Raw genomic sequence first — 21,535 nt, 5'->3', positions numbered from 1 at the left:
CGAAGGCTTTTCAAGGAGCATCCCGTGACACCATCAATAACGTTGACAGCCACCCCAAAACGCCTTCCCATCGGCGCTTTGCTGGCGCTGGCGATGACAGGCTTCATCTGTATCGTCACCGAAACCCTGCCCGCCGGGCTGCTGCCGCTGATCAGCGAGGGTTTAACGATTTCGCCCTCCATGGCAGGGCAAATGGTGACCGCATACGCATTGGGGTCGGTACTGGCGGTGATCCCGATGACCATCGCCACCCGCGGCTGGCGGCGCCGCAATGTGCTGCTGCTGACGATCGTCGGCTTCCTGGTGTTCAATTCGATCACTGCGCTGTCGTCACACTACGGCGTAACGCTGGTCGCGCGCTTCTTCGCCGGGGTCGCAGCGGGGTTGGCGTGGAGTTTGTTGGCCGGCTATGCGCGACGCATGGTCGTACCCGAGCAGCAGGGCAAGGCACTGGCACTGGCAATGGTCGGTACGCCGATTGCGCTGTCGCTGGGCGTGCCGCTGGGGACGTGGCTCGGCGGGCTGGTCGGCTGGCGCAGCACATTCGGCCTCATGTCGGCGCTGACCCTGCTATTGATCGTCTGGGTGCTGATGAAAGTGCCGGATTACCCGCCGCAACCGGCCCATCAACGCCTGCCGCTGCGCAACGTCCTGACCACCCCGGGCGTTCGCCCTGTGCTTGCGGTGGTGATCAGCTGGATGCTCGCGCATAACATTCTCTACACCTACATTGCGCCGTTCATTGCGCCGGCAGGAATGGCCGATCGTGTTGATCTGGTCTTGTTGGTCTTTGGCATTGCTGCGCTGGCGGGCATATGGCTGACGGCGAAGCTGGTCGAGCCGCTGCTGCGTACGACGGTCCTTCTGAGCCTTGCGACGTTTGCCGTCGTCTGCGTGGCGCTGGGTTTTGGCGGGGGTATGCCGGAGGTGATCTACGTTGGCGTGGCGGTATGGGGTTTGACCTTTGGCGGCGCGGCAACTTTGCTGCAAACCGCGCTGGCGGATGCGGCGGGCGACGGAGCGGATGTCGCCTTGTCGTTGAACGTGGTGGCGTGGAACAGCGCGATCGCTGGCAGCGGTGTCGTCGGCGGCGTGTTGCTCGATCGCTGGGGCGTTGCCGCATTCCCGTGGGCCATGCTGGCACTGGTCGCTATCGGCTTCGCCATTGCCTGGGGTGCCCGGGCCCACGGTTTCAAGTCGGGCCCGCGCTCTGTCGGAGCTTCGGTAGTGGCGGCGCATTGAACCCGCCATCACCCGTTTCTTTAAGCGCGCTTCGGCAGTTTCCAGTTCGGTCGGATGAAGTGGCAGGTGTAGCCATTCGGAATCCGCTCCAGGTAATCCTGGTGCTCGGGTTCCGCTTCCCAGAAGGGGCCGGCCGGTTCGATCTCGGTGACCACTTTGCCGGGCCATAGCTTCGAAGCGTCGACATCGGCAGCGGTGTCTTCGGCGACGGCGCGTTGCTCGTCGTTGAGGTAGTAGATCGCCGAGCGATAGCTCGGGCCAAGATCGTTGCCCTGACGGTTCGGCGTGCTCGGGTCGTGGATCTGGAAGAAGAACTCAAGGATCTGCCGGTAGCTGATCACCGCGGGATCGAACTCGATCTCAATGGCTTCGGCGTGGTTGCCGTGGTTACGGTAGGTGGCATTCGGCACGTCGCCGCCGGTATAACCGACGCGGGTTTTCAGCACGCCCGGGTAGCGACGCAACAGGTCCTGCATGCCCCAGAAGCAGCCGCCGGCGAGAATGGCAGTTTCGGTTTGAGTGGTCATGGTGTGTCCTTCCTCTCGGAGACGATGGGGATATGCATTGTTATGAGGGCGGGTTGAAAGAATCCAAGGGCGCGCTCATCAGAATCGACCACTCGCCCTCTGATCAAGCGACATGCAGACGACTGCGATCTCGTCAGAACGTATTCAACCAAAGCCAAAAAAAGAACGCAGCTTGCTCGGTGACTTGCGTTCGTAGAACGGTTTGGTCTCCTTAAGGAAGTAATCACTCAGCCCGGCTTCTCCCGTCAGCACGCGACAAAAATCAACCGGGCCGCCATCTGGCGCTGTGTTCCCAGCGACGTTGCCGGCTTCGCGCATGACCTGCTCGATATCGCCATCTGCTTCGATGCCGACGATCAGGTGCGGTTTTTCATCGATCGAGGCGTCGTGCATCAGTGCCAGAAATGCGCGCTTCACGTTTGGATGTTTGGCCAGCAGTTGCGAGAGCGAGTGAACCATGGCCGATGGATAGTCCGAAGGTTGTCCAAGCAACACATTGGTTTCTTTCTCAACCGTGCGTTGCGTGGCGGGACGGCCGATTTCACCCGAGAGCAGGTGTTGCACTTCATCCGGGACGAACTCTTTGCCGTAGGGCGACTTGGGATTGAGGAAGAGCAACGCGCCCAAGGTGATTTCGAACAGTGACCGGGCGGGGATCTCAACGTAGCTCTGCTCGCTGTCGATGGATTGTTGCAGTGTTGGCAGCGAGGAGAAGAACGGAATGACCGGCGTGCCATCGGGCTTCTGCCAATGGGCGATGCTGATGTTGCTGCCGGCTTCGAGATTGACATGGCCTTGAGCAGCACCCGCTGTGCCGAGGATGTAGACGGTGGAGTCCAGGAGCATGCGATAGAACTCTGGACGATGCGCAGGTTCGTCGGCGGCCAGTCGGAGTGATGTTTCCAGAGGGTTTTCTTGCGAAGTATCCATGAGGTCAGTCCGTTATTTTCGATGGAATGCGATGATTATCCCGCCGCGACGAATATACCTGCATTCACGATGGGGCTTGTCTGAAGATTCCGGATGTAAGGACTTTCAGACACCAGAACCGGCGCAGTAAGTTGCGCTGCTCTACCCAGCACCACAAAACCAACTGTGGGAGCGAGCCTGCTCGCGAGGGCGTCGTGTCAGGCGAATAATTCATAACTGATACACCGCTTTCGCGAGCAGGCTCGCTCCCACATTGGAATTGGGTTGGGCTTCACAACAAACTCCACGAAACCCCAACATAAACACCCATCCCTTCACCCGGTGTCGACCGTGCGGCATCCAGCCCTTTGTCGTCATACCCCGGGGTGACCGTTGCTGCGTAGCGTTTGCCGGTCAGGTTGCGCATGTCCACCCAGCCTTGCCAGTCACCCTTCGGCGCGTTGTAGCCCAGCGTGGCGCCGAACAGGGCGTACGGGTCGGCGTAATAGCTGTTGGCGTAGTCCACGGCCACTTTGGATACCAGCTGCGTGTTCACGGCCGCGAAGAAACCTTGCGGCCAGTCGTAGCGCAGTTCGCCCTGATAGTAGTGCATCGGCAAACCGGGCAGGCGGTTGTTGCCGAAGCGTTCATCGTCGCGGTAGTGGAAATCGCTGAACGTGTAGGCCTGGCGCAAGCTCAACTGGCGCCCGTCGGCGGCGGTCCAGAGTTTGCTGTCGAGGCTGGCCTCGATGCCTTGGTGAACGGTCGGGCTGGCGTTGAGTTCGTAAGGCGTGACGGCGTTGGCGTCGGGCAGTACCGAGAGCAGTTCGTGACGAACTTGCGCGTAGTACCAGGCAAGGCTCCATTCGCCGAAGGCGCTGTCGCCACGGCCGCCGAGTTCCAGGGTGGTGGCGGTCTGGTTTTGCAGTTCGATCGGGTCGCGCTGGGTGCCGGTGGCGGCACCGTTGCCGGCAGGGAAGCGAACGTTGGAGCTGTAGATCAATGACCACGGATGCGGGGCTTCGACGGAGCGGCTGAGGTTGCCGAACACTTGCACGTCCGGTGTGATCTGGTAGCGCAGGCCAATGCGCGGTGCGTAGTCCCAGTCGTTGAGACTGGTTTTGCCGCCGCCCTGCGGGTAGGTCACGGCGCTCTCGCGGCGGGTGTAGATGGCGGCGAGGCCGGTGGTCAGCCAGAGGTCGTCGGCGATTTCCAGGTCGTTACCGAAATGCAGCACGGTGTCCGACCCCTGATAAGTGAAGTTGCGCATACGCGTGCCCGGTGCATAGCTGGCGGTGTTGCCGCTCGGGATGCGCACGAACTCGCTGGCGCCATCGTTGGGCAGGTGCTTGGTGACGCGCAGCCCGACAGTGCTGCGGCTTTCCAGGCCGAACAGGGTGTCGCGGCGCTTGTAGTCGAAGGTGCCGCTGACGTCGGTGTAAGCCACCTTCAGCCGGTTCGGGCCTTCGCGCAAATCCATCGGGTAGTCGTGGTAGACGAGGCCGGTCTGGATGCTCGAATCGTCGTCGAGGTAGAACGTGGTCTTGTTGCCGATGAAGGTACTGCCGGGTTGTTTGCGGCTGTCGTCGCGCGCCACATACGCCGGGTTGGCTGCCCGAGGACTGTGTTCGATGGAATGTTTGGTCACGCGGCCGGCGAGGTCGTTGTCGGTTTCCCGGTAGCGGAAGTAGAAGCGGGTTTCCAGGTTCGGGTTGAAGCGATAGCCGAAGTTGGCGATCAGGCCTTTGCTTTCACTGGCGGTGTGGTCCTGATAGCCATCGGCGTCGGCACCGGTCAGCGACACGTAGTAATCGAAATCCCCCAGCACTTGCCCGGAGCTGACCTGTCTTTGCTGATAACCATGGCTGCCGGTGGCGTAGCGCACTTGCAGTTTCGGCGCGGTGTAACCGGTGTGGCTGACGTAATCGATAGCGCCGCCCAGCGCCAGCGCGCCGCGATCAAAGCCGTTGGCGCCGCGCAGCACTTCGACATGGTCGACCCATAGCGGCTCGAGCAATTCATACGGAGTGCCGCCGGGGCCGGTCAACGGCAGGCCATCGAGCATCGTATACAGCCCCGAGGCGTGGGCGCCGGGTGCGCGGTTGATCCCCGATCCGCGGATGGAAATCTTCACGCCTTCGTTGCCCGCCGACTGCGCATACACCCCTGGCTGATAGGCCAGCACGTCCTGATTGCTGGCCACGCGGCCCTGCAACGGCTGGCGCATGTCGACCACGTTGCTGCCGCCGGGCACCTGTTCGAGGCGTTCGTGAGCCTCTTCGACCGCTGCATCCGTGCCGCTGCGCTCATCCGCCGAAATCAGCACTTGCCCCAGCTCCAGACCCTGGGTCTCGGCCATTGCCGGACAGGCCAGGGCCAGACCGAGCAGGGCAGTGGGCAGTGATTTGGACGACGGCATCGAAAAACTCCAGCAAACAGGGGATCGGGCAATGAACAGTGCGACGTCAGAACAAATGCAGGAAACACATGATGATCCGGCTTTTTTCCCCGGCAATGGCAAACAACCGGGCGTGGACTAACCTCACGGATCAGGCCTCCAGGGTCAATAAACAATTTCACTGGGCTGTTGAAGCGCGAGGATCGATTCATGGCGAAAGACAGGAAGAAACCCGCAAAGGCCATAGAACGCCCGCGCTTGAAAAACAAGGACTACCTCGACCAGTTGCGCAAGCTGCACGTGGAGCTGGTCAAGCTGCAGGAGTGGGTCATCGCCAAGGGTGTCAAGGTGTGTATCGTCTTTGAAGGCCGCGATGGTGCCGGCAAGGGCGGCACGATCAAAGCGATTACCGAGCGCGTGAGCCCACGAGTGTTTCGCGTTGTCGCGCTGCCGGCGCCAACCGATCGCGAGAAGAGCCAGATGCATGTGCAGCGCTATCTTCCGCACCTGCCGGCGGGCGGTGAAGTGGTGATCTTCGACCGCAGTTGGTACAACCGCGCCGGTGTCGAGCGGGTCATGGGTTTTTGCACCGAGGAACAGGCCGACAAGTTTCTCAAGTCGATCCCGTGGGTGGAAAACGCCATCGTCGATTCGGGGGTGATCCTGCTCAAGTACTGGCTTGAGGTCAGCCCCGAAGAGCAGACCCGCCGGCTCGAAGCGCGAATCAATGACGGGCGCAAGATCTGGAAACTGACGCCGATGGATCTGAAATCCTACAGCCGCTGGTTCGACTATTCACGGGCGCGGGACGAGATGTTCAAGCACACCGATACCGATCGGGCGCCGTGGATGGTGGCCGACTCCAATGACAAACGGCGCGCACGGCTGAACATTATTACCGATCTGCTCAGTCGCATCCCTTATGAAGAGGTGGAGCGTGACAAGGTCGAATTGCCGAAACGGCAGAAGCCGGGCAAGTACCGGGAGCCGGATTATCCGTATAAGCGGGTGGCTGAGCGGTTTTGACATTTGCCGGTTTTTTTGGGGGGGGCTTGGCGGCCTTTGGGCCGACCATGCGCTGGGGTTTTGGGGGGATATCCGTTTTTTTTCGGTGCTGCGGCTGGCGGTTTCGCCCTTACGGCGAGTCACCTTTTCCAGGCGCCGAAAAGGTAACCGAAAAGGCTTGCTCCTGCGTTCGGCCCTCGCAGGCTCGGGTTCCTTCGCTACGGGATCGATCCTGGCGCAGCGGCTCCGGTTTGCTTCGCTGCACCTACACTCGCTGTGTCCGACTGCGTCGTACGGTCGCTTCGCTCCCACGCCCGGATCAATCCCTCCGCTCAGCCTTCCGACGTCGCCCGTAGATCAAAGGCACTCGAGCTTGCGCTCATTGTTGAGTGGTGCGGCTTCGCCGCGGGCAGCTGCGCTGCTTTGCTTTTCTGTGGGAGCGAGCCTGCTCGCGATGGCGGCCTGACAGCCGACCTGCTTTTGAGGTTGTGCTCAATCCAACTGTAGGAGCTGCCGAAGGCTGCGATCTTTTGATCTTGATTTTGCTTTTGCTTTTCTGTGGGAGCGAGCCTGCTCGCGATGACGGAGGCACATTCACATTCAATCTGGCAAATATACCGCTGTCGCGAGCAGGCTCATTCCGACAAGGTTTTGTACATTAACTTCCATCCGTCGTCTGCCCTGAACCTCCTTCTCGCTGTTTTTTCTACCGGGTAAGTCCCTCAGGAGATACCCGTATGTTCGATCAGCAGAAAAAGGCATCACTGGCGGCCTGGCGCAAGATGGCGGAGCAGGCAGAGGCCGCGCTGGATCCGGAGCAGCAATATGACGAGTTGCTCAAGGCCGCCGACGAGATGGAGGAGCAAGGCCTGATTACCAGCGCCGAATGGCGCCAATTGGTGCGCGATGCCGGTAACGTGTTTACCCATAACCAGGAAGAAACGCACGGCTGAAAACTGCCATCGGAGGACTTCCCATGTTCAGTTATCTGTTTATCGGCGCCAACGATGTCGAGCGTTCGGCGGCTTTTTACAAGGCGATCCTGACGCCGCTTGGCTACCGGCATGATCGCGAAGAGCATTACTGTTTCTACCTGCCTGATTGCCTCGACAAGTCCAACGGCCCCGGCAGCGTACACATTTCAAAACCTTTCAATGGCGAGCGAGCAACTCCGGGCAACGGCATGATGCCGGCGTTTCGCGCCGACTCCCGGCAAAAGGTCGATCAGGTGCACAGGGCGGGGGTGGACAGCGGCGGCACCGACGAAGGCCCACCGGGCACTCGCGAGGCCTACACGCCGGACTTTTATGTGGCCTATTTGCGCGACCCTGAAGGCAACAAGCTTGCTGTGTTCTACAGCGGCTGATGAATGGAGCCTGTCGATTCGGCCCTGATGGCGGCCCGCGCCCAGTTTGCGATCACGATCAGCTTCCATATCGTGCTGGCGGCGTTCAGCATCGGTCTGGCGAATTTCCTCATGGTGCTGGAAGCGTTCTGGTTAAGGACCGGGCGCCAGGTTTATCTGGATGTTTATCGCTACTGGCTCAAGGTGTTTGCGCTGAACGTTGCGGTGGGCACGGCGTCGGGATTGATTCTGGAATACCAGTTCGGCCTCAATTGGTCTCGGCTGTCAGTGCAGGCTGGCGATATCCTCGGCCCGCTGATGTTCTACGAGGTGATGGCGGCGTTTTTCATCGAAGCGGGATTTCTCGGCATCATGTTGTTCGGCCTGAAGAAGGTCGGTGCGCGTCTGCACTTTTTCGCAACGTGCGCGGTGGCGCTGGGCTCGCTGATCAGCGCGTTCTGGATCCTTTCCGCCAATTCCTGGATGCACACCCCCGCCGGCTATGCGATGGGCGCCGAAGGGCGTTTCGTCGCCGAGGATTGGTGGGCGATCATTTTCAATCCGTCGTTTCCGTATCGTCTGGTGCACATGCTGCTCGCGGTGTTCATCGGCAGTGCGACGCTGATTGCCGGCATCAGCGGCTGGCAGTTGCGCGAAGCGTCAGAAAACCCGCGCGCTCGGCTGCAATTCTCCATGGCGCTGTGGGTGATCGCCGTGCTGATGCCAGTGCAGCTTGTCGTCGGTGATCTGCACGGTCGGCACAGTCTCCACGCTCAGCCGCAGAAAGTGGCGGCCATCGAAGGCTCGTGGACGCGGCCGGCGCCGGGGGCAGGGGAGCCGCTGCGGCTGTTCGCCTGGCCGGATATGGACGAGCGGCGCAATCATTGGGAAGTCGCCATTCCACGCATCGGCTCCCTGTATTTGCATCACGATTTGACTGGCACCATCGCCGCGCTTGATGAATTCCCGGCTGAGGACATCCCGCCCGTGGCGCCAGTATTTTTCGCGTTTCGGCTGATGGTCGGCCTGGGGCTGCTGATGCTCGGTCAGGGCGTGGTCAGCCTGATCCTTCGCCGGAGCAATCGCCTGTATACAGCGCGCGGATGGCTGGGTGCTTGCGTGCTATTGGCGCCAGCCGGGTTTCTGGCGATGCTCAGTGGCTGGGTGGTTACTGAAGTGGGGCGACAGCCGTTTACGGTCTATGGGCTGATGCGTACGGCTGACAGTCTGTCGTCAGTGTCCAGGGCGCAAGTCGTCGGCTCGACCTGGTTGATCCTGCTGTTTTATCTGTTGGTCTTCGGTATCGGCCTGTGGGTGTTGCTGCGCCTGTTGCGCGAGCCGCCGCAGCCCGATCAACCGGGGCCGCAGCCGACCCTTGCCGACGAAACCGGGCACTGAGGAGGCGCACACATGGACACGGACTGGCTGACGCTATTGTGCGCCGCCGCGCTGGCATTCTCGGTAATGAACTACGTATTGCTCGACGGCACCGATCTGGGCGTCGGCATGCTGATGGGGCTCACAAGTTGCAGCCAGCAACGGCGGGCCATGGCGGTGACGATTCTGCCGGTGTGGGACGCCAACGAGACCTGGCTGGTGCTCGGCGGTGGTGGGCTGCTGGCGTTGTTTCCGCTGGCGTACGCGATTCTGCTGCCGGCGCTGTATGTGCCTTTCATCGTGATGTTTCTCGCCTTGATCGCACGCGCCATGGCGTTGGAGTTCCGCGACTACGCAGCGAACGAACGGCGCAAAAGAATCGTCGACGGCGTACTGGCGCTGGCTTCGTTGCTGACCGGATTTGTTCAGGGCATGGTGCTTGGCACTCTCGTGCAGGGCGTTGCGCATCAGGACGGTCAGTACATTGGCGATGGCCGCGACTGGCTGAACCCGTTCCCGGTGTTTTGCGGTCTGGTGCTGGTGCTGGGTTATCTCTGCCTGGGGACGTGCTGGTTGTACTGGCGCACCGAGGATGAACTGCAACGACGCTCGGCGCGTCAGGCCCGCGTGCTGGCGCTGGTCGTCGTGGCGTTACTGATGGTGCTGATCGGTTGGACGGCAACGTTGCAGCCGCAATACGCCCGGCGGCTTGCCAGTATCTGGCTGTGGCTGCCAGCGGGGATGGTCATCAGCGCTTTAGCGATGGTGTTCATCAATGGTTTGCGCAGCCGCTTCGATTGCGTGCCGCTGTTCGCCGCACTGGGCGTCTTCATCCTGGCCTTCGCACTGATGCTGGTCGCTCTGTATCCCTTCATCGTTCCGCCGGATCTGACCTTGAGCGAAGCCGCTTCCGGCCCGACCAGCCAGATCTTCATGCTGGTCGGTTTCGCCGTGCTGATCCCGATCACTCTGGCCTACAACACCTTCGGCTTTCGCGTATTCAGCGGCAAGGTTCGAGTTGCCGAGCACAGTTGAGACTCAGGTCACCCGGCCTTTTTTGCTGACTGGCGACAATCTCGAAGCGCGTAACAGATCAGCAAACGCCGCTTTGTCGATCGGCCGACTCATGAAATAACCCTGCACCTCGTTGCATTGATCCTTGCCGAGAATCGCCAGTTGCTCCTCGGTCTCGACGCCTTCGGCAGTCACCGTCAAACCCATGGCCTTGCCCAGGCCAATGATCGCCTGCACCACGGCGCGATCATTGGTGCCGCTGCTGATCGAGGCGATGAAACGTTTGTCGATCTTGATCCCGTCGAATGGATAGGCGCGCAGGTAACCGAGGGATGAATAGCCAGTGCCGAAGTCGTCCATGTTCAGGCGTACCCCGAGTTCTTTGAGCTGGTTCATGGTGGTGAGCGCGCCATCGGTGTCGTTGAGCATCACGTTCTCGGTGATCTCCAGCTCCAGGCGAGTGGCGGGGAAGCGCGTGTCGACCAACACTTCGCGAACGTCCTCGACCACATCGCTAAGGGCAAATTGCGCAGGCGAAAGGTTGACCGAAAGGAGAATGTCATGGGGCCAGTCCAGCGCGGTTTCGCAGGCGTCGCGCAGGACCCAGCGCCCCAGCGGCACGATCAGGTCGGTCTGCTCGGCCAGCGGAATGAACACGTCCGGCCCGAGCAAACCTTGTGTCGGATGCTGCCAGCGCACCAGCGCTTCGACCGAAACAATCTGTTTGCCATCGACTTTGTAACGCGGCTGATAGTGCAGAACGAACTCGTTGTGCTTGAGCGCATGGCGCAGGTCATCTTCCATTTGCCGGCGCGTCTGGATCTGATCGCTCATGTGCGCTTCGAAATAGCACCAGGTGTTCTTGCCGTCGGACTTGGCCTGATACAGCGCGATGTCGGCATAGCGAATCAGGTCGCTGGCGACGAAGCCGTGACGACGGCTCAGAGCGATGCCGATACTGGCGCCGATATGCAGCGGATGCTGCTCGTAATTGATCGGCTGATGCAGGCTGCCGATCAGCCGTGTGCAGAACTTGTCGATCTCGTGATGGCTGTCCATGCCGTTGAGCACCACGACAAACTCGTCGCCGCCGAGGCGCGCGACGATGTCGTTTTCACGGGTGCATTCGCGCAGACGCGTGGCGACTTCCTGCAATACCGCATCACCGGCCGGATGGCCGAGGGAATCGTTGATCGGCTTGAAGTTGTCCAGATCGATCATCAGCAGCGACAGCGCCGGCGCGTGTTCTTTCAATATCAGCACTTCATCCAGATACCGCGCCAGTTTGTTGCGGTTGGGCAGACCGGTCAGGGCGTCGTGCATCGACAGGTGCTGGATCTGCGCGTGGGCGGCGACCTCGTCGGTGATGTCGCTGGCGGTACCGCGATAGCCGACGACGCTGTCCTTGTCGAAAATCGGCCGAGCGGAGAGCCGGCAGTGACGCGGTTGCCCGGAGTGGTCGCGGTAGGTGCAGCGCAAATCCCCCGCGCTGTTTTCTTCGCTGAGTTTGCGCAGCCACAGTTCCAGCGGCGTGGTATCGCACGTCAGCAACTCACCAATGTCTTGCCCCAGCCAGAAGGCCTGTGGGTAGCCGGTCACCTCGCTGAACCGCGCCGACAGGTACGTCAGCGCCAGTTGACCATCGACTTCCCAGATCCAGTCCGAGGCCGCTTCGGCAACCGCACGAAAGCGTTCCTCACTGGCTTCGAGCGCATGATTGGCCGTCTCCAGTGCCTGATTCGACGCCTGCATGGCATGAATGCTGTTGTCGACGTATTGCGATGAGCGCAAGGCATGGCGGAAGAAATAGGCGGTGAGCAGCATCAACACCAGAAACGTCGCGCCGAGCGGTGGCACCAGCGACCACAACAATTGCTGGCCGGGTCGTTGCAGGTCGGCGACCAGGCTGTAGCCGGTGCTGTCGAGTGGCACACGCGGCTGACCGGATTCAATCGTTTCGTCCGGGGCAAGGGTCAGATTGGTCAGGCCATAACCGCTGCCGATCTTGCGCAGTTTGGTTGGGGTCAGCTTGTCGACGAACACCAGTACCGAGGTATTTCTCAGTTCATCCAGCGGGCGTTCATCGTTGGGGATGATTGCGGCAGCGGTGATCAGCGCCGGCCAGCCTTCGAACAGCGAATAGCTGCTGACCGGTTTGGTCAGGTCGGGCTGCCCCAGCACTTGCTCGACCAGCGCCGGGGCGGAGGCTTGCAGCACCGTGGACACGTCGGTCTCGACCATCTGCCCTCGAATCACTGCGTACTTGGTGCGCTTGCGATCAAGGACGAACACGCCGTCATAGCCATCGGTGGTGAACAGGGTCTTGCCCATGTTCTGTTCGGTGTACGCCCATTCGGTGTCGACCGGCCCGCTCAACGCCTCAAAGGCGCGGGTCCAGTAGGCGTAGCTGGTGATGTAGTTTTTCGACGCGGTGATGCGGTTTTCCACCGCCCGCACGGAATAGAACTGATTCTGTTCCAGGTCCTTGCCATCGAGGGTTTTGGCGATGCCCAGCAAGGTGCTGATGGCGGCTATGACACCGGCAACGAACAGCGCGCCGACGGCGATGGCCAGGCGTCGGGTCACGGCGCGTTGCGGGGTGGGGATTGGCTGCGCAGCGAGAGTTACGGCCATGTGCTCGTCCTTGATCCGGTGTCTTGTGAATCTAGAACAATGGCGCGGGCACAATGTTCAGATTGTTGTTCTATGACGTCGCCTGATTTGTTCAAAGTGTAGCGAATCCCACGGGATTTCCAGCATCGCCGGCCAGCGGCGAATCCCGAAAGGGCGAGACTTCCCGCACAAAAACCGGATAATGGCCGCCATTCGTTTAGCCGTATTCTGGTAATCCCGCATGGAAATCAAGGTCAACTTTCTCGACAACCTTCGACTTGAAGCCAAGTTCGACGACTTCACGGTGATCGCCGATCAGCCCATCCGCTACAAGGGCGATGGCTCGGCACCGGGGCCGTTCGACTACTTCCTGGCGTCGTCGGCCTTGTGCGCGGCTTACTTCGTCAAGCTGTACTGCGACACGCGCAATATCCCGACAGAGAACATTCGCCTGTCGCAGAACAACATCGTCGACCCGGAAAACCGCTACAACCAGATCTTCAAGATTCAGGTGGAATTGCCCGCAGACATCTCCGACAAGGATCGCCAGGGCATCCTTCGTTCCATCGACCGCTGCACCGTTAAGAAAGTGGTGCAGACCGGCCCCGAGTTCATCATCGAAGAAGTCGACAACCTCGACGCCGATGCCCAGGCCTTGTTGATGCCGCAGTCCGATTCCCAAGCGGGCACCTACATTGCCGGCAAGGACCTGCCGCTGGAACAGACCATCGCCAACATGTCGAAGATCCTTGCCGACCTCGGCATGAAGATCGAAATTGCCTCTTGGCGCAACATCGTGCCGAACGTCTGGTCGCTGCATATTCGCGACGCACATTCGCCGATGTGCTTCACCAACGGCAAGGGCGCGACCAAGGAAGGCGCACTGGCTTCGGCGCTGGGCGAGTTCATCGAGCGCCTGAACTGCAACTTCTTCTACAACGACCAGTTCTGGGGCGAAGACATCGCCAATGCCGAGTTTGTGCACTATCCGGACGAGAAATGGTTCAAGCCCGGCCCGAAAGACGAGCTGCCCAGCGAGATTCTCGACGACTACACCCTCGGCATTTACAACCGCGACGGTGAGTTGCGTGGCTCGCACCTGTACGACACCAACTCCGGCAACACCCAGCGTGGCATCTGCTCGCTGCCGTTCGTGCGCCAGTCGGACGGCGAAGTGGTGTACTTCCCGTCCAACCTGATTGAAAACCTCTACCTGAGCAACGGCATGAGCGCCGGCAACACCTTGGCCGAAGCGCAGGTGCAATGCCTGTCGGAGATTTTCGAGCGTGCAGTCAAACGCGAAATCCTCGAAGGCGAAATGGCTCTGCCGGATGTGCCGCATGAGGTGCTGGAGAAATACCCGAGCATCCTCGCCGGCATCAAAGGCCTGGAAGAGCAGGGCTTCCCGGTGCTCGTCAAGGACGCCTCGCTGGGCGGTGAATTCCCGGTGATGTGCGTGACCCTGATGAACCCGCGCACCGGCGGTGTTTTCGCCTCATTCGGCGCGCACCCGAGCCTGGAAGTCGCGCTGGAACGCAGCCTGACCGAACTGTTGCAGGGCCGCAGTTTCGAAGGCCTCAACGACTTGCCGCAGCCGACATTCTCCGGGCAGGCGGTCACCGAGCCGAACAACTTCGTCGAGCACTTCATCGACTCCAGCGGTGTGGTGTCGTGGCGCTTCTTCAGTGCCAGGCCAGATTTCGAATTCGTCGAGTGGGACTTCTCCGGCCAAGGCGAAAACTCCAACGCCGAAGAAGCCGCGACCCTGTTCGGCATCCTCGAAGACATGGGCAAGGAAGTCTACATGGCGGTCTACGAGCACATCGGCGCCAAGGCCTGCCGCATCCTCGTGCCGGATTATTCGGAGATCTACCCGATCGAAGACCTGATCTGGGACAACACCAACAAAGCCCTGCAATTCCGCGCCGACATCCTCAATTTGCACAACCTCAGCAAGGTCGGCCTGCGTAATCTGGTCCAGGGCCTGGAACGCAGCGAGCAGGACGACTACACCGATATCACTACGCTGATCGGCATCGAGTTCGACGACAACACGCCGTGGGGCAAGCTGACGATCCTGGAACTGCGCTTGCTGATCTACCTCGCGTTGCAAAAGTTTGACGAGGCCAAGGATCTGGTGGAGGCGTTCCTGCAATACAACGACAACACCGTTGAACGCGGCTTGTTCTATCAGGCAGTTAACGTGGTGCTGGAGATGGAGCTGGATGAAGACCTTGAGCTGGAGGATTACGAGGCCAATTTCCGCCGGATGTTTGGTGACGAGCGCATGGATGCGGCAATTGGATCGGTGAATGGCAGCGTGCGGTTCTACGGTTTGACGCCGACGAGCATGAAGCTGGAAGGGCTGGATCGGCACTTGCGCTTGATCGAAAGCTATAAAAAGCTGCATGCGGCGCGGGCGGGTGTGGCGGCTTTGTCGCGTTGAAGAGCTGGCTCAGAACGTTTCGCTTTCGGCTTGAGTGTGGCTGCGTGGCTTGAACCGCAGCCCCTCACCCCAGCCCTCTCCCGAGGGAGAGGGAGCCGATTTTCAAGCTTTTCAGAATTTGAGTTCGACTCGGTTTCCCAGGTCGGCGTATTTCCACAAGACACCTCGGTCAGTTCCCTCTCCCTTTGGGAGAGGGCTAGGGTGAGGGGCTTTGGCTTTAGCGGCCATGCGCTGCATCTGCCAACTGCCCCGTATCCACCCGCACAAACACTGAATCGCCCACCGCCGTGAGCACTTCCCCGGCATACACCTCGCAAATCACCCGGGTTTTGCGCCCGACCTCACCTTCGACCCGCGCGCGCAAGAGCAGCGGTACGCCCATCGGTGTGGGCTTGATGAACTTGATCCCGAGGTTGCCCGTGACGCAGTCGATGCGCGGCAGGCTGCCGGCTTCGCGGTTTTCCGCGCGGTAGTGCCAGGCCATCGCAGTCCAGTTCGAGTGACAATCGACCAGCATGGCGATCAGTCCGCCGTAAACCAGATCTGGCCAGCCGCAGTATTGGGCTTCAGGCAGGTGTTCGGCGATCACATGGCGGCCGTCCTCGTCCCAGCGGCTTTTGACGTGCAGGCCCTGCGGGTTGCGGCCGCCGCAGCCGTAGCAAACGCCTTCGGGGGCGGCGAGGTCTTGCAGTGGGGTGTCGTGGCTGGACATGGCGGGGATCATCCTGGGGTGGCAAGGCCGGACAGGCGCAAGCGATTGCGGCCACCGCGTTTGGACTCGTAGAGCGCGGCATCGCCAAGTTCGATCAGCGCATCCAGACTGGCCGGTGGTCTGTCGAACAGGGTAGCGCCGATGCTCAGGGTCACCGCAGCAGACGTGGGATAGGTGTGCGACGCCAAGGCCAGAAACTGTTCGCGCAAGGCATTGCCCAGTTCAAGAATAGCTTCGGCTGAAGCGTTGTTGAGCAGCATCAGGAATTCATCGCCGCCCAGGCGCGCGGTCAGCGCATGGGCCGGCAGCCGGGCGCGGATCATTTCGCTCAAGGCGATCAGCAAGCGGTCGCCGGCGATGTGCCCGTACTGATCGTTGACCAGTTTGAAGTTGTCGATATCGATCAATAACAGCGCACCCGGGCGTTGCGCGCAAACTCCGGCCAGCAGGCGTGGCGTGCGTTTTTCCAGGGCGCGGCGGTTGTAGAGGGCGGTGAGCGGATCGCGCTCGGCGAGGCGGGCGATCTGCTTTTCCCGGCGATAACGTTCGGTGCCGGTCATCGACAGGGCGATCAGCATGATCGCCATGGCGCCTTCGACCAGCGAGATCTGAATGATCTCGCCGCGAAACGCCGCCAGATCGATCAGCGTGCCGGGGATCACTACGGTCAGGGCCTTGGCGACATAAAAGATGCCGTGGCCGAGCAGCACATAACGCAGTTGCACCGCGCCGACGCTCAATGATTTGCCGTGCGGACGCAGCAGCGAACTGGCCTTGAGTGTGGGAATCGCCACCAGCAGCGAGTTGGCCACCAGCATGGCTTTGGACCACAGCGGCCCGTCCGGCAATAACAGCATGATCAGCCACGTCGCGAAAATCAGGTACCACGCCGGCGACAGTCGGGCCTGGGTGAAGCGTGCCACGCCAAGCAGGAAAAAGAAGTGTGCGGTCACCAGCAGGCCGTTGGCGAACCAGATGCCCAGCAGCAGAAAACCACTGCTGCGCAGCAGGGCGAGGGTTGAACCGATAGTGATGGTGGCGAAACCGGCGCTCCAGAACAGTAGCGAAGGCTCACGGATACTGCGCCACTCGACCGCCAGGTACAGCGCGGCAGCGGCTGCGAGGGCGATCGTGATGGTCAGCATCGTTGGCGGGTCGAGCGGCATTTCCGGGCAGGCCTGTCTGTATGGCAATAGGCCTGCGATTGTAAGCGTTTGGTCAGGTTTTTCGCAGGGGAAGCTTTGCCGGGCAGACCACTGGCGCTCCAGCATTCACTCTTGCGGGCGTAGCCAGGTGTCGACAACACGGCGATCGAGCTCTTCCCAGTAGGCCATGCCCAGCACCCGCGTGGTATTGAGCCCGCGCAGGTAACCGCGCAGTTGGTGTGCAGTGTCGCGAATCAATTGCGCATCGTCGGTGTTTTTGTCCAGCAGCACGGTTTCGTACTGGACCAGGTATTCCGCCACCCGCTCGCGATATTCGGGCAGCACGGCGTCACGGATCAGATCAAACGTTCTCAAGGCGAGACCCTCATCATTTTTTTTGGTAGGTCCAGTGTGCATCAGTCTGCGTGGCACGCAACTATTGCTGGAAGTAATAGTGACCATCAAGAAACGCAAGTTCTGCTTTGCCGGCGATCGGCGGAAAATCACCTCCATCGAAGACGCAGCTCAAGGAAATTGCGCGATGAACATTCTGACTCGACTGGCAATGATCGCCCTGCTGATGGGCGGGTTGGTGACCGCACCGGCTTACGCAGACGACGCCCGGTCGTGTCACCTGCAACCCATCGCCGCCAGCACCTCGGCGTTGCAGCACACGCAGACCGTGGGTGTATTGCTCAGCGAAAACACGCTGCAGAACCTGCAATACCTGGAGCGCTACCACGACATGGCGCTGAACGGCGCGAAAGACGCGCTGGACTCGCGAATCCGCGACGCCTTTGTCGGCAGCTCCGATCCGGAACTGGCGCTCGACTGGCTGGTGAGTTCGCTGCAGCAGCAGTTCGTCTCGGTGACTGTTTACGACAACCTCGATGCGCTGGTGCAGGCCCATCCCGATGTGGTGGTCAAGCTCGACACCTTCAATCGCTTGCTGACCCAGCGCAACAGTCTGGTCGAGGCGCGCTTTTCCGCGCGGTTCTACGACGCCGATCTGCAATACATCGGCAAGGCCGAAGGAGCGATCGAGCGAGAGCTGCCTTCGGTCTGGGTGCACAACCAGGCGGCGCCGCAAGTCGCTGCACAGATCAATCAGCAGCGTGACCTGCAACTCGACGCGCTGAAGCAATTCGATGTATCGCTCAAGGCCTTGGTGGCCTCGAGCTGATTCTCAAAAAAAATTGAATGGCAGCGGCGATGCCGTGAAGTCGAACCGTTGCCGGTTGAACCGAACCTTTATTTTCAGGATTACCCCCGATGCGTGCTTTATTCGTGCCTGCCATGGCTTTGGCTTCCCTGTTGCTCGCTGGTTGTGCTTCGGCGCCGAACGATCCGACCCTGACGTTGCAGACCAGCAAGACGCCTGCGCAATACGCTGAATGTGTGGTGCCGAAGTTGCAGGGCAGTGCGTTGAATCCGACGGTTTCGCAGAGTCAGCGCAGTTATCGGATTGTGGTGCCGAGCAAGGTGTCGGCGGATAACGTGCTGGAGGCCTACAAGGCGGGCAAGGGTGGCAAGGTGTTCATTTATGAGCGGCATTTGCTGGCGTCGAATTTGTTGCCGTCGAGTTTTGAGCGGGCGGCTCAGGATTGCATTTGATCTGAGCGCTTGGGTGGTTTTTTACAGAGCTCCTTTGGTTGGCCGCAACCAACCAATTTTTTGGCCCCACATCGGTTTTTGGTTGTGGGGCTTTTTTTTGGGCTTGGCGGCCTTTGGGCCGACCATGCTCCTTTTGGGTTTGGGTGTATATCCGTTTCTGCGGTAATGGCTTCTTATGGTTCCGCTCTTACAGCGGGTCACTTTGGCAGACGCCCCAAAGTAACCAAAGGTCTGTGCCCTGACGTTCGGCCCGCTCGCTTAGGCTCGGGGTTCCTTCGCTGCGGGATCGATCCTGGCGCAGCGGCTCCGGTTTGCTTCGCTGCACCTACACTCGCTGTGTCCGACTGCGTCGTACGGTCGCTACGCTCCCACGCCCGGATCAATCCCTCCGCTCAGCCTGCCGACGGGCTCCAGGATCAAAAGCGGAACTCGAGCTTGCGCTCATTGTTTGTAGGAGCTGCCGAAGGCTGCGATCTTTTGATTTTCTGTAGGAGCGAGCCTGCTCGCGAAGGCGGCCTGACAGACGCCCCATTTCTCACTGAATGTACGCAATCAAACCTGTGGGAGTGAGCCTGCTCGCGAAGGCGGTGTGTGCCGCGATCACGAACAGCGCTCCGGAACCCGTTCATCCAGTCACACACCCAGCCGGCACTTTTCCCGCAAACGTATCTACCAGACTCGCCACCACCATTTCCCCCATCCGCGTACGCGTCTGCAATGTTGCACTCGCCCGATGCGGTTGCAGCACCACCTGTTCGTTGCCAAACAAAACTTCTGGCACATTCGGCTCATCGACGAACACATCCAGGCCAGCCCCGGCAATCTCGCCAGCCGCAAGCGCGGCAACCAGATCCGTTTCGTTCACCAGTTTGCCCCGGGCGACGTTGACCAGGTAACCGTCCTTGCCCAGCGCTTGCAGCACTTGCGCGTCGATAATCGCTTCGCCCTTGTCCGCCGCGGCGGCGAGGATCAGGGCGTCGCTGTCGCGGGCCAGTTGTTTGAGGTCGGCGACGAAGGTGTGGGGGACGTCGCTCATGGGGTGCAGATCGGTGTAGCTGATCGGGCAGCTGAAGGCGGCGGCGCGTGTGGCGATGGCGCGGCCGACGCGGCCCATGCCGACGATGCCGATGCGCATGCCGGAGACTTGTCGGGCCAGGGGCAGGGGCGCGAGGGGGGTTGGGCTTTGCGGCCATTGGCCGGAGCGTACGTAGCGGTCGCTGGTGCACAGGCCGCGGCAGACCGAGATGAGCAGGCCGATGGCGAGGTCGGCGACGTCTTCGGTGAGGGCGCCGATGGTGGCGGTGACGCGGATGCCGCGGTCGCGGGCGTAGGCGAGGTCGACGGCGTCGGTGCCAACGCCGTTGACCGCGACCACTTCCAGGTTTGGCAGTTGCGCCATCAGCGCCTGGCTGATGCCGGTGTGGCCGCCGGTGATGACGCCGCGGATGTTGGCGCCGTGTTCCTCTATATAAGCGGGCTTGTCCGTCTGCTGGAAGTAGCGGCGTACGGTGAACAGTTCTTCCAGGCGCGCGTTGATTTGCGGGATCAGGATCGGGCTCAGTTGCAGGATTTCTGGCTTCATGGCTACCTCGTTACGCAATAAAAAGGCCGGCTCAACCGCGGCCGGCAAACGGCATGGCGCTGGCCATGACGGTCATGTTCAGGACGTTGGCCGACAGCGGCAGGCCGGCGATGTAGCGCACCGCATCGGCGACATGTTTGACGTCGACCATTGGCTCGACGGCGATGCTGCCGTTGGCCTGGCGCACGCCTTTAGTCATGCGCACCGACATTTCCGTCAGGGCATTGCCGATGTCGATCTGGCTGCAGGCGATGTTGAATTCGCGGCCGTCCAGTGCCAGGGATTTGGTCAGGCCGAGCACGGCGTGTTTGCTCGCGGTGTAGGCGCTGCTGAACGGGCGCGGTGTGTGTGCGGAAATCGAACCGTTGTTGATGATCCGACCGCCTTGAGGCTGCTGTTTGCGCATCAGTCCGAACGCGCCACGGGCGCAGAGGAAGACGCCGTTGAGGTTGGTGTCGATCACGTTGCGCCATTGCTCGAACGTCAGTTCATCTAGCGGCACGGCGGGGGCATTGACCCCGGCGTTGTTGAAGACCACATCGAGGCGGCCGTAGACCTCGGCAATCGTCGCAAACAGCACGTCGACACTGGCCGCATCACGCACGTCAGTGGGTACCGCGAGTGCTTGATGACCTTGGCTCTGCGCCAGTTCGACCAGTGCTTGCAACGGCTCGGGCCGGCGGCCGGCGAGCACGAGAGTGAATCCATCGGCCATCAGGCCCAGCGCCACGGCGCGGCCGATGCCACTGCCGGCGCCGGTGACCAGCGCGACTTTCAAAGGGGTGGTCATATTGTTGTTCTCCTTGTCTCAGAATTCGCCGGATCAGGGCCGTGGGCCGACGCGCATTTGCAATTGACCGATGCCGTCGATGCCAGCGCTGATCACGTCGCCCGGTTGCAGGCTGTCGACGCCGGCGGGGCTGCCGGTCATGATCAGGTCGCCGGCGCGCAGGGCCACGGATTGCGAGATGCGGGCGATCACTTCGCTGACCGACCAGATCTGGCTGTCGAGATTGTCGCGCTGGCGTTCTTCGCCGTTGACGTTCAGCCACAACTCGCCCTCGGGATGGCCGGAGCGGCTCACCGGGACGACGGCGGTCATCGGCGCGGCGCCGTCGAACACCTTGGCGCCTTCCCACGGCAAGCCGTTGCTCTTGGCCGCGCGTTGCACGTCGCGGCGAGTCAGGTCGAGGCCGGCGGCGTAGCCCCAGACGTAGGCCAGAGCCTGATCTTCAGGAATGTTGGCGCCGCCTTCGCCGATAGCGACGACCAGTTCGATTTCGTGAACGAAGTCCTCGCACACCGAGGGGAAGGCCACGTCGCCGACGGCATCAACCACGCAACTTGCCGGTTTCATGAAGAACACCGGTGGCTGGCGCGACTGGCCTTGAGTGTCCGGCCACGGGTAGTTGCGGCCGACACAGAACACCCGGCCAACGGGGAATCGTTGTTCGCTGCCGAGTACCGGCAGGGTTACGGGCAGATCCGGGGTAAAGACGTATTCGGTCATGTTCATCCTGCGGGTCATCCTGTTTGAAAGGGCAGCGTACGGCGGCTGGCGTCGGCGAAGTTGGACGAAAGCCGCCTGCGTTTGGACAAATCCGGG

General features: G+C 60.9%; 19 protein-coding genes. 9 read left to right on the top strand and 10 right to left on the bottom strand.

All coding sequences use genetic code 11. From position 1 onward, the window contains the following. Window positions 1-24 precede the first annotated feature (24 nt). The gene (locus tag BLU71_RS10015) at window positions 25-1,242 is read left to right on the top strand and encodes an MFS transporter (protein ID WP_083352964.1); all 1,218 of its coding nucleotides are present in this window, start codon (window positions 25-27) and stop codon (window positions 1,240-1,242) included. A 20-nt stretch (window positions 1,243-1,262) separates the two neighbouring features. Here BLU71_RS10015 and msrA read toward each other — a convergent pair whose 3' ends face one another. The 3 genes from msrA to BLU71_RS10000 form a co-directional block, all read right to left on the bottom strand. Further along, complete coding sequence (gene msrA / locus BLU71_RS10010) at window positions 1,263-1,769, bottom strand: peptide-methionine (S)-S-oxide reductase MsrA (RefSeq protein ID WP_042610277.1); 507 nt, start codon at window positions 1,767-1,769, stop codon at window positions 1,263-1,265. Window positions 1,770-1,913: 144 nt separating this feature from the next. Further along, window positions 1,914-2,699 carry an enhanced serine sensitivity protein SseB gene (gene sseB / locus BLU71_RS10005; protein WP_083352963.1) on the bottom strand — a complete coding sequence of 262 codons (786 nt, stop codon included), beginning with the start codon at window positions 2,697-2,699 and terminating at the stop codon, window positions 1,914-1,916. A 271-nt stretch (window positions 2,700-2,970) separates the two neighbouring features. Further along, on the bottom strand, window positions 2,971-5,097 hold the full coding sequence (locus tag BLU71_RS10000; RefSeq protein ID WP_083352962.1) for a TonB-dependent receptor family protein: 2,127 nt from the start codon (window positions 5,095-5,097) through the stop codon (window positions 2,971-2,973). 189 nt (window positions 5,098-5,286) lie between these two features. On the opposite strand from BLU71_RS10000, the gene ppk2 reads away from it, so the two are divergent. The 5 genes from ppk2 (at window position 5,287) to cydB (ending at window position 9,838) form a co-directional block, all read left to right on the top strand. Then, on the top strand, window positions 5,287-6,102 hold the full coding sequence (gene ppk2 / locus BLU71_RS09995; RefSeq protein WP_083352961.1) for a polyphosphate kinase 2: 816 nt from the start codon (window positions 5,287-5,289) through the stop codon (window positions 6,100-6,102). A gap of 716 nt (window positions 6,103-6,818) precedes the next feature. Continuing rightward, window positions 6,819-7,034 carry a hypothetical protein gene (locus tag BLU71_RS09990; protein WP_042610282.1) on the top strand — a complete coding sequence of 72 codons (216 nt, stop codon included), beginning with the start codon at window positions 6,819-6,821 and terminating at the stop codon, window positions 7,032-7,034. Between the two features lie 23 nt (window positions 7,035-7,057). Next, entirely contained in the window at window positions 7,058-7,447 is a 390-nt protein-coding gene (locus tag BLU71_RS09985; RefSeq protein WP_083352960.1) for a VOC family protein, read from the top strand. 3 nt (window positions 7,448-7,450) lie between these two features. Further along, complete coding sequence (locus BLU71_RS09980) at window positions 7,451-8,824, top strand: cytochrome ubiquinol oxidase subunit I (RefSeq protein ID WP_083352959.1); 1,374 nt, start codon at window positions 7,451-7,453, stop codon at window positions 8,822-8,824. A 12-nt stretch (window positions 8,825-8,836) separates the two neighbouring features. Continuing rightward, window positions 8,837-9,838, top strand: coding sequence for a cytochrome d ubiquinol oxidase subunit II (gene cydB, locus BLU71_RS09975; RefSeq protein ID WP_083352958.1), 1,002 nt, complete (start codon window positions 8,837-8,839; stop codon window positions 9,836-9,838). A 3-nt stretch (window positions 9,839-9,841) separates the two neighbouring features. On the opposite strand, the gene BLU71_RS09970 is transcribed toward cydB, so the two are convergent. Beyond that, the gene (locus tag BLU71_RS09970) at window positions 9,842-12,451 is read right to left on the bottom strand and encodes an EAL domain-containing protein (protein ID WP_083352957.1); all 2,610 of its coding nucleotides are present in this window, start codon (window positions 12,449-12,451) and stop codon (window positions 9,842-9,844) included. 220 nt (window positions 12,452-12,671) lie between these two features. On the opposite strand from BLU71_RS09970, the gene BLU71_RS09965 reads away from it, so the two are divergent. Then, window positions 12,672-14,876 (top strand): OsmC domain/YcaO domain-containing protein, encoded by a 2,205-nt coding sequence (locus tag BLU71_RS09965; protein WP_083352956.1) that lies wholly within the window; start codon window positions 12,672-12,674, stop codon window positions 14,874-14,876. A gap of 217 nt (window positions 14,877-15,093) precedes the next feature. Here the strand turns inward: BLU71_RS09965 and BLU71_RS09960 are convergent, their stop codons facing one another. From BLU71_RS09960 to BLU71_RS09950, 3 genes are all read right to left on the bottom strand, one after another. Continuing rightward, window positions 15,094-15,588: a PaaI family thioesterase gene (locus BLU71_RS09960; protein ID WP_042610288.1), complete on the bottom strand. Its 495-nt coding sequence runs from the start codon at window positions 15,586-15,588 to the stop codon at window positions 15,094-15,096. Between the two features lie 8 nt (window positions 15,589-15,596). Beyond that, complete coding sequence (locus BLU71_RS09955; RefSeq protein ID WP_042610289.1) at window positions 15,597-16,754, bottom strand: GGDEF domain-containing protein; 1,158 nt, start codon at window positions 16,752-16,754, stop codon at window positions 15,597-15,599. 105 nt (window positions 16,755-16,859) lie between these two features. After that, complete coding sequence (locus BLU71_RS09950) at window positions 16,860-17,108, bottom strand: hypothetical protein (RefSeq protein WP_042610412.1); 249 nt, start codon at window positions 17,106-17,108, stop codon at window positions 16,860-16,862. Window positions 17,109-17,274: 166 nt separating this feature from the next. Here BLU71_RS09950 and BLU71_RS09945 point away from each other — a divergent pair, with 166 nt between their 5' ends. Together BLU71_RS09945 and BLU71_RS09940 are read left to right on the top strand one after the other, a co-directional pair. Next, a complete protein-coding gene (locus BLU71_RS09945; RefSeq protein WP_083354321.1) occupies window positions 17,275-17,916 on the top strand; it encodes a class II glutamine amidotransferase in 642 nt (213 codons plus the stop codon). An 89-nt stretch (window positions 17,917-18,005) separates the two neighbouring features. Beyond that, complete coding sequence (locus tag BLU71_RS09940; RefSeq protein ID WP_042610291.1) at window positions 18,006-18,347, top strand: hypothetical protein; 342 nt, start codon at window positions 18,006-18,008, stop codon at window positions 18,345-18,347. A gap of 625 nt (window positions 18,348-18,972) precedes the next feature. Here BLU71_RS09940 and BLU71_RS09935 read toward each other — a convergent pair. From BLU71_RS09935 to BLU71_RS09925, 3 genes are read right to left on the bottom strand one after another with little or no spacing between them, the layout of a single operon-like run. After that, window positions 18,973-19,929: a 2-hydroxyacid dehydrogenase gene (locus tag BLU71_RS09935; protein ID WP_083352955.1), complete on the bottom strand. Its 957-nt coding sequence runs from the start codon at window positions 19,927-19,929 to the stop codon at window positions 18,973-18,975. Between the two features lie 31 nt (window positions 19,930-19,960). Further along, window positions 19,961-20,719, bottom strand: coding sequence for an SDR family oxidoreductase (locus tag BLU71_RS09930; RefSeq protein WP_042610293.1), 759 nt, complete (start codon window positions 20,717-20,719; stop codon window positions 19,961-19,963). 33 nt (window positions 20,720-20,752) lie between these two features. Continuing rightward, the gene (locus BLU71_RS09925; protein ID WP_042610294.1) at window positions 20,753-21,445 is read right to left on the bottom strand and encodes a fumarylacetoacetate hydrolase family protein; all 693 of its coding nucleotides are present in this window, start codon (window positions 21,443-21,445) and stop codon (window positions 20,753-20,755) included. Window positions 21,446-21,535: the final 90 nt, after the last annotated feature.

The organism is Pseudomonas moraviensis, from assembly GCF_900105805.1.
GTDB lineage: Bacteria > Pseudomonadota > Gammaproteobacteria > Pseudomonadales > Pseudomonadaceae > Aquipseudomonas > Aquipseudomonas moraviensis_A.
This window is presented reverse-complemented; position numbering and strand designations above follow the sequence as displayed.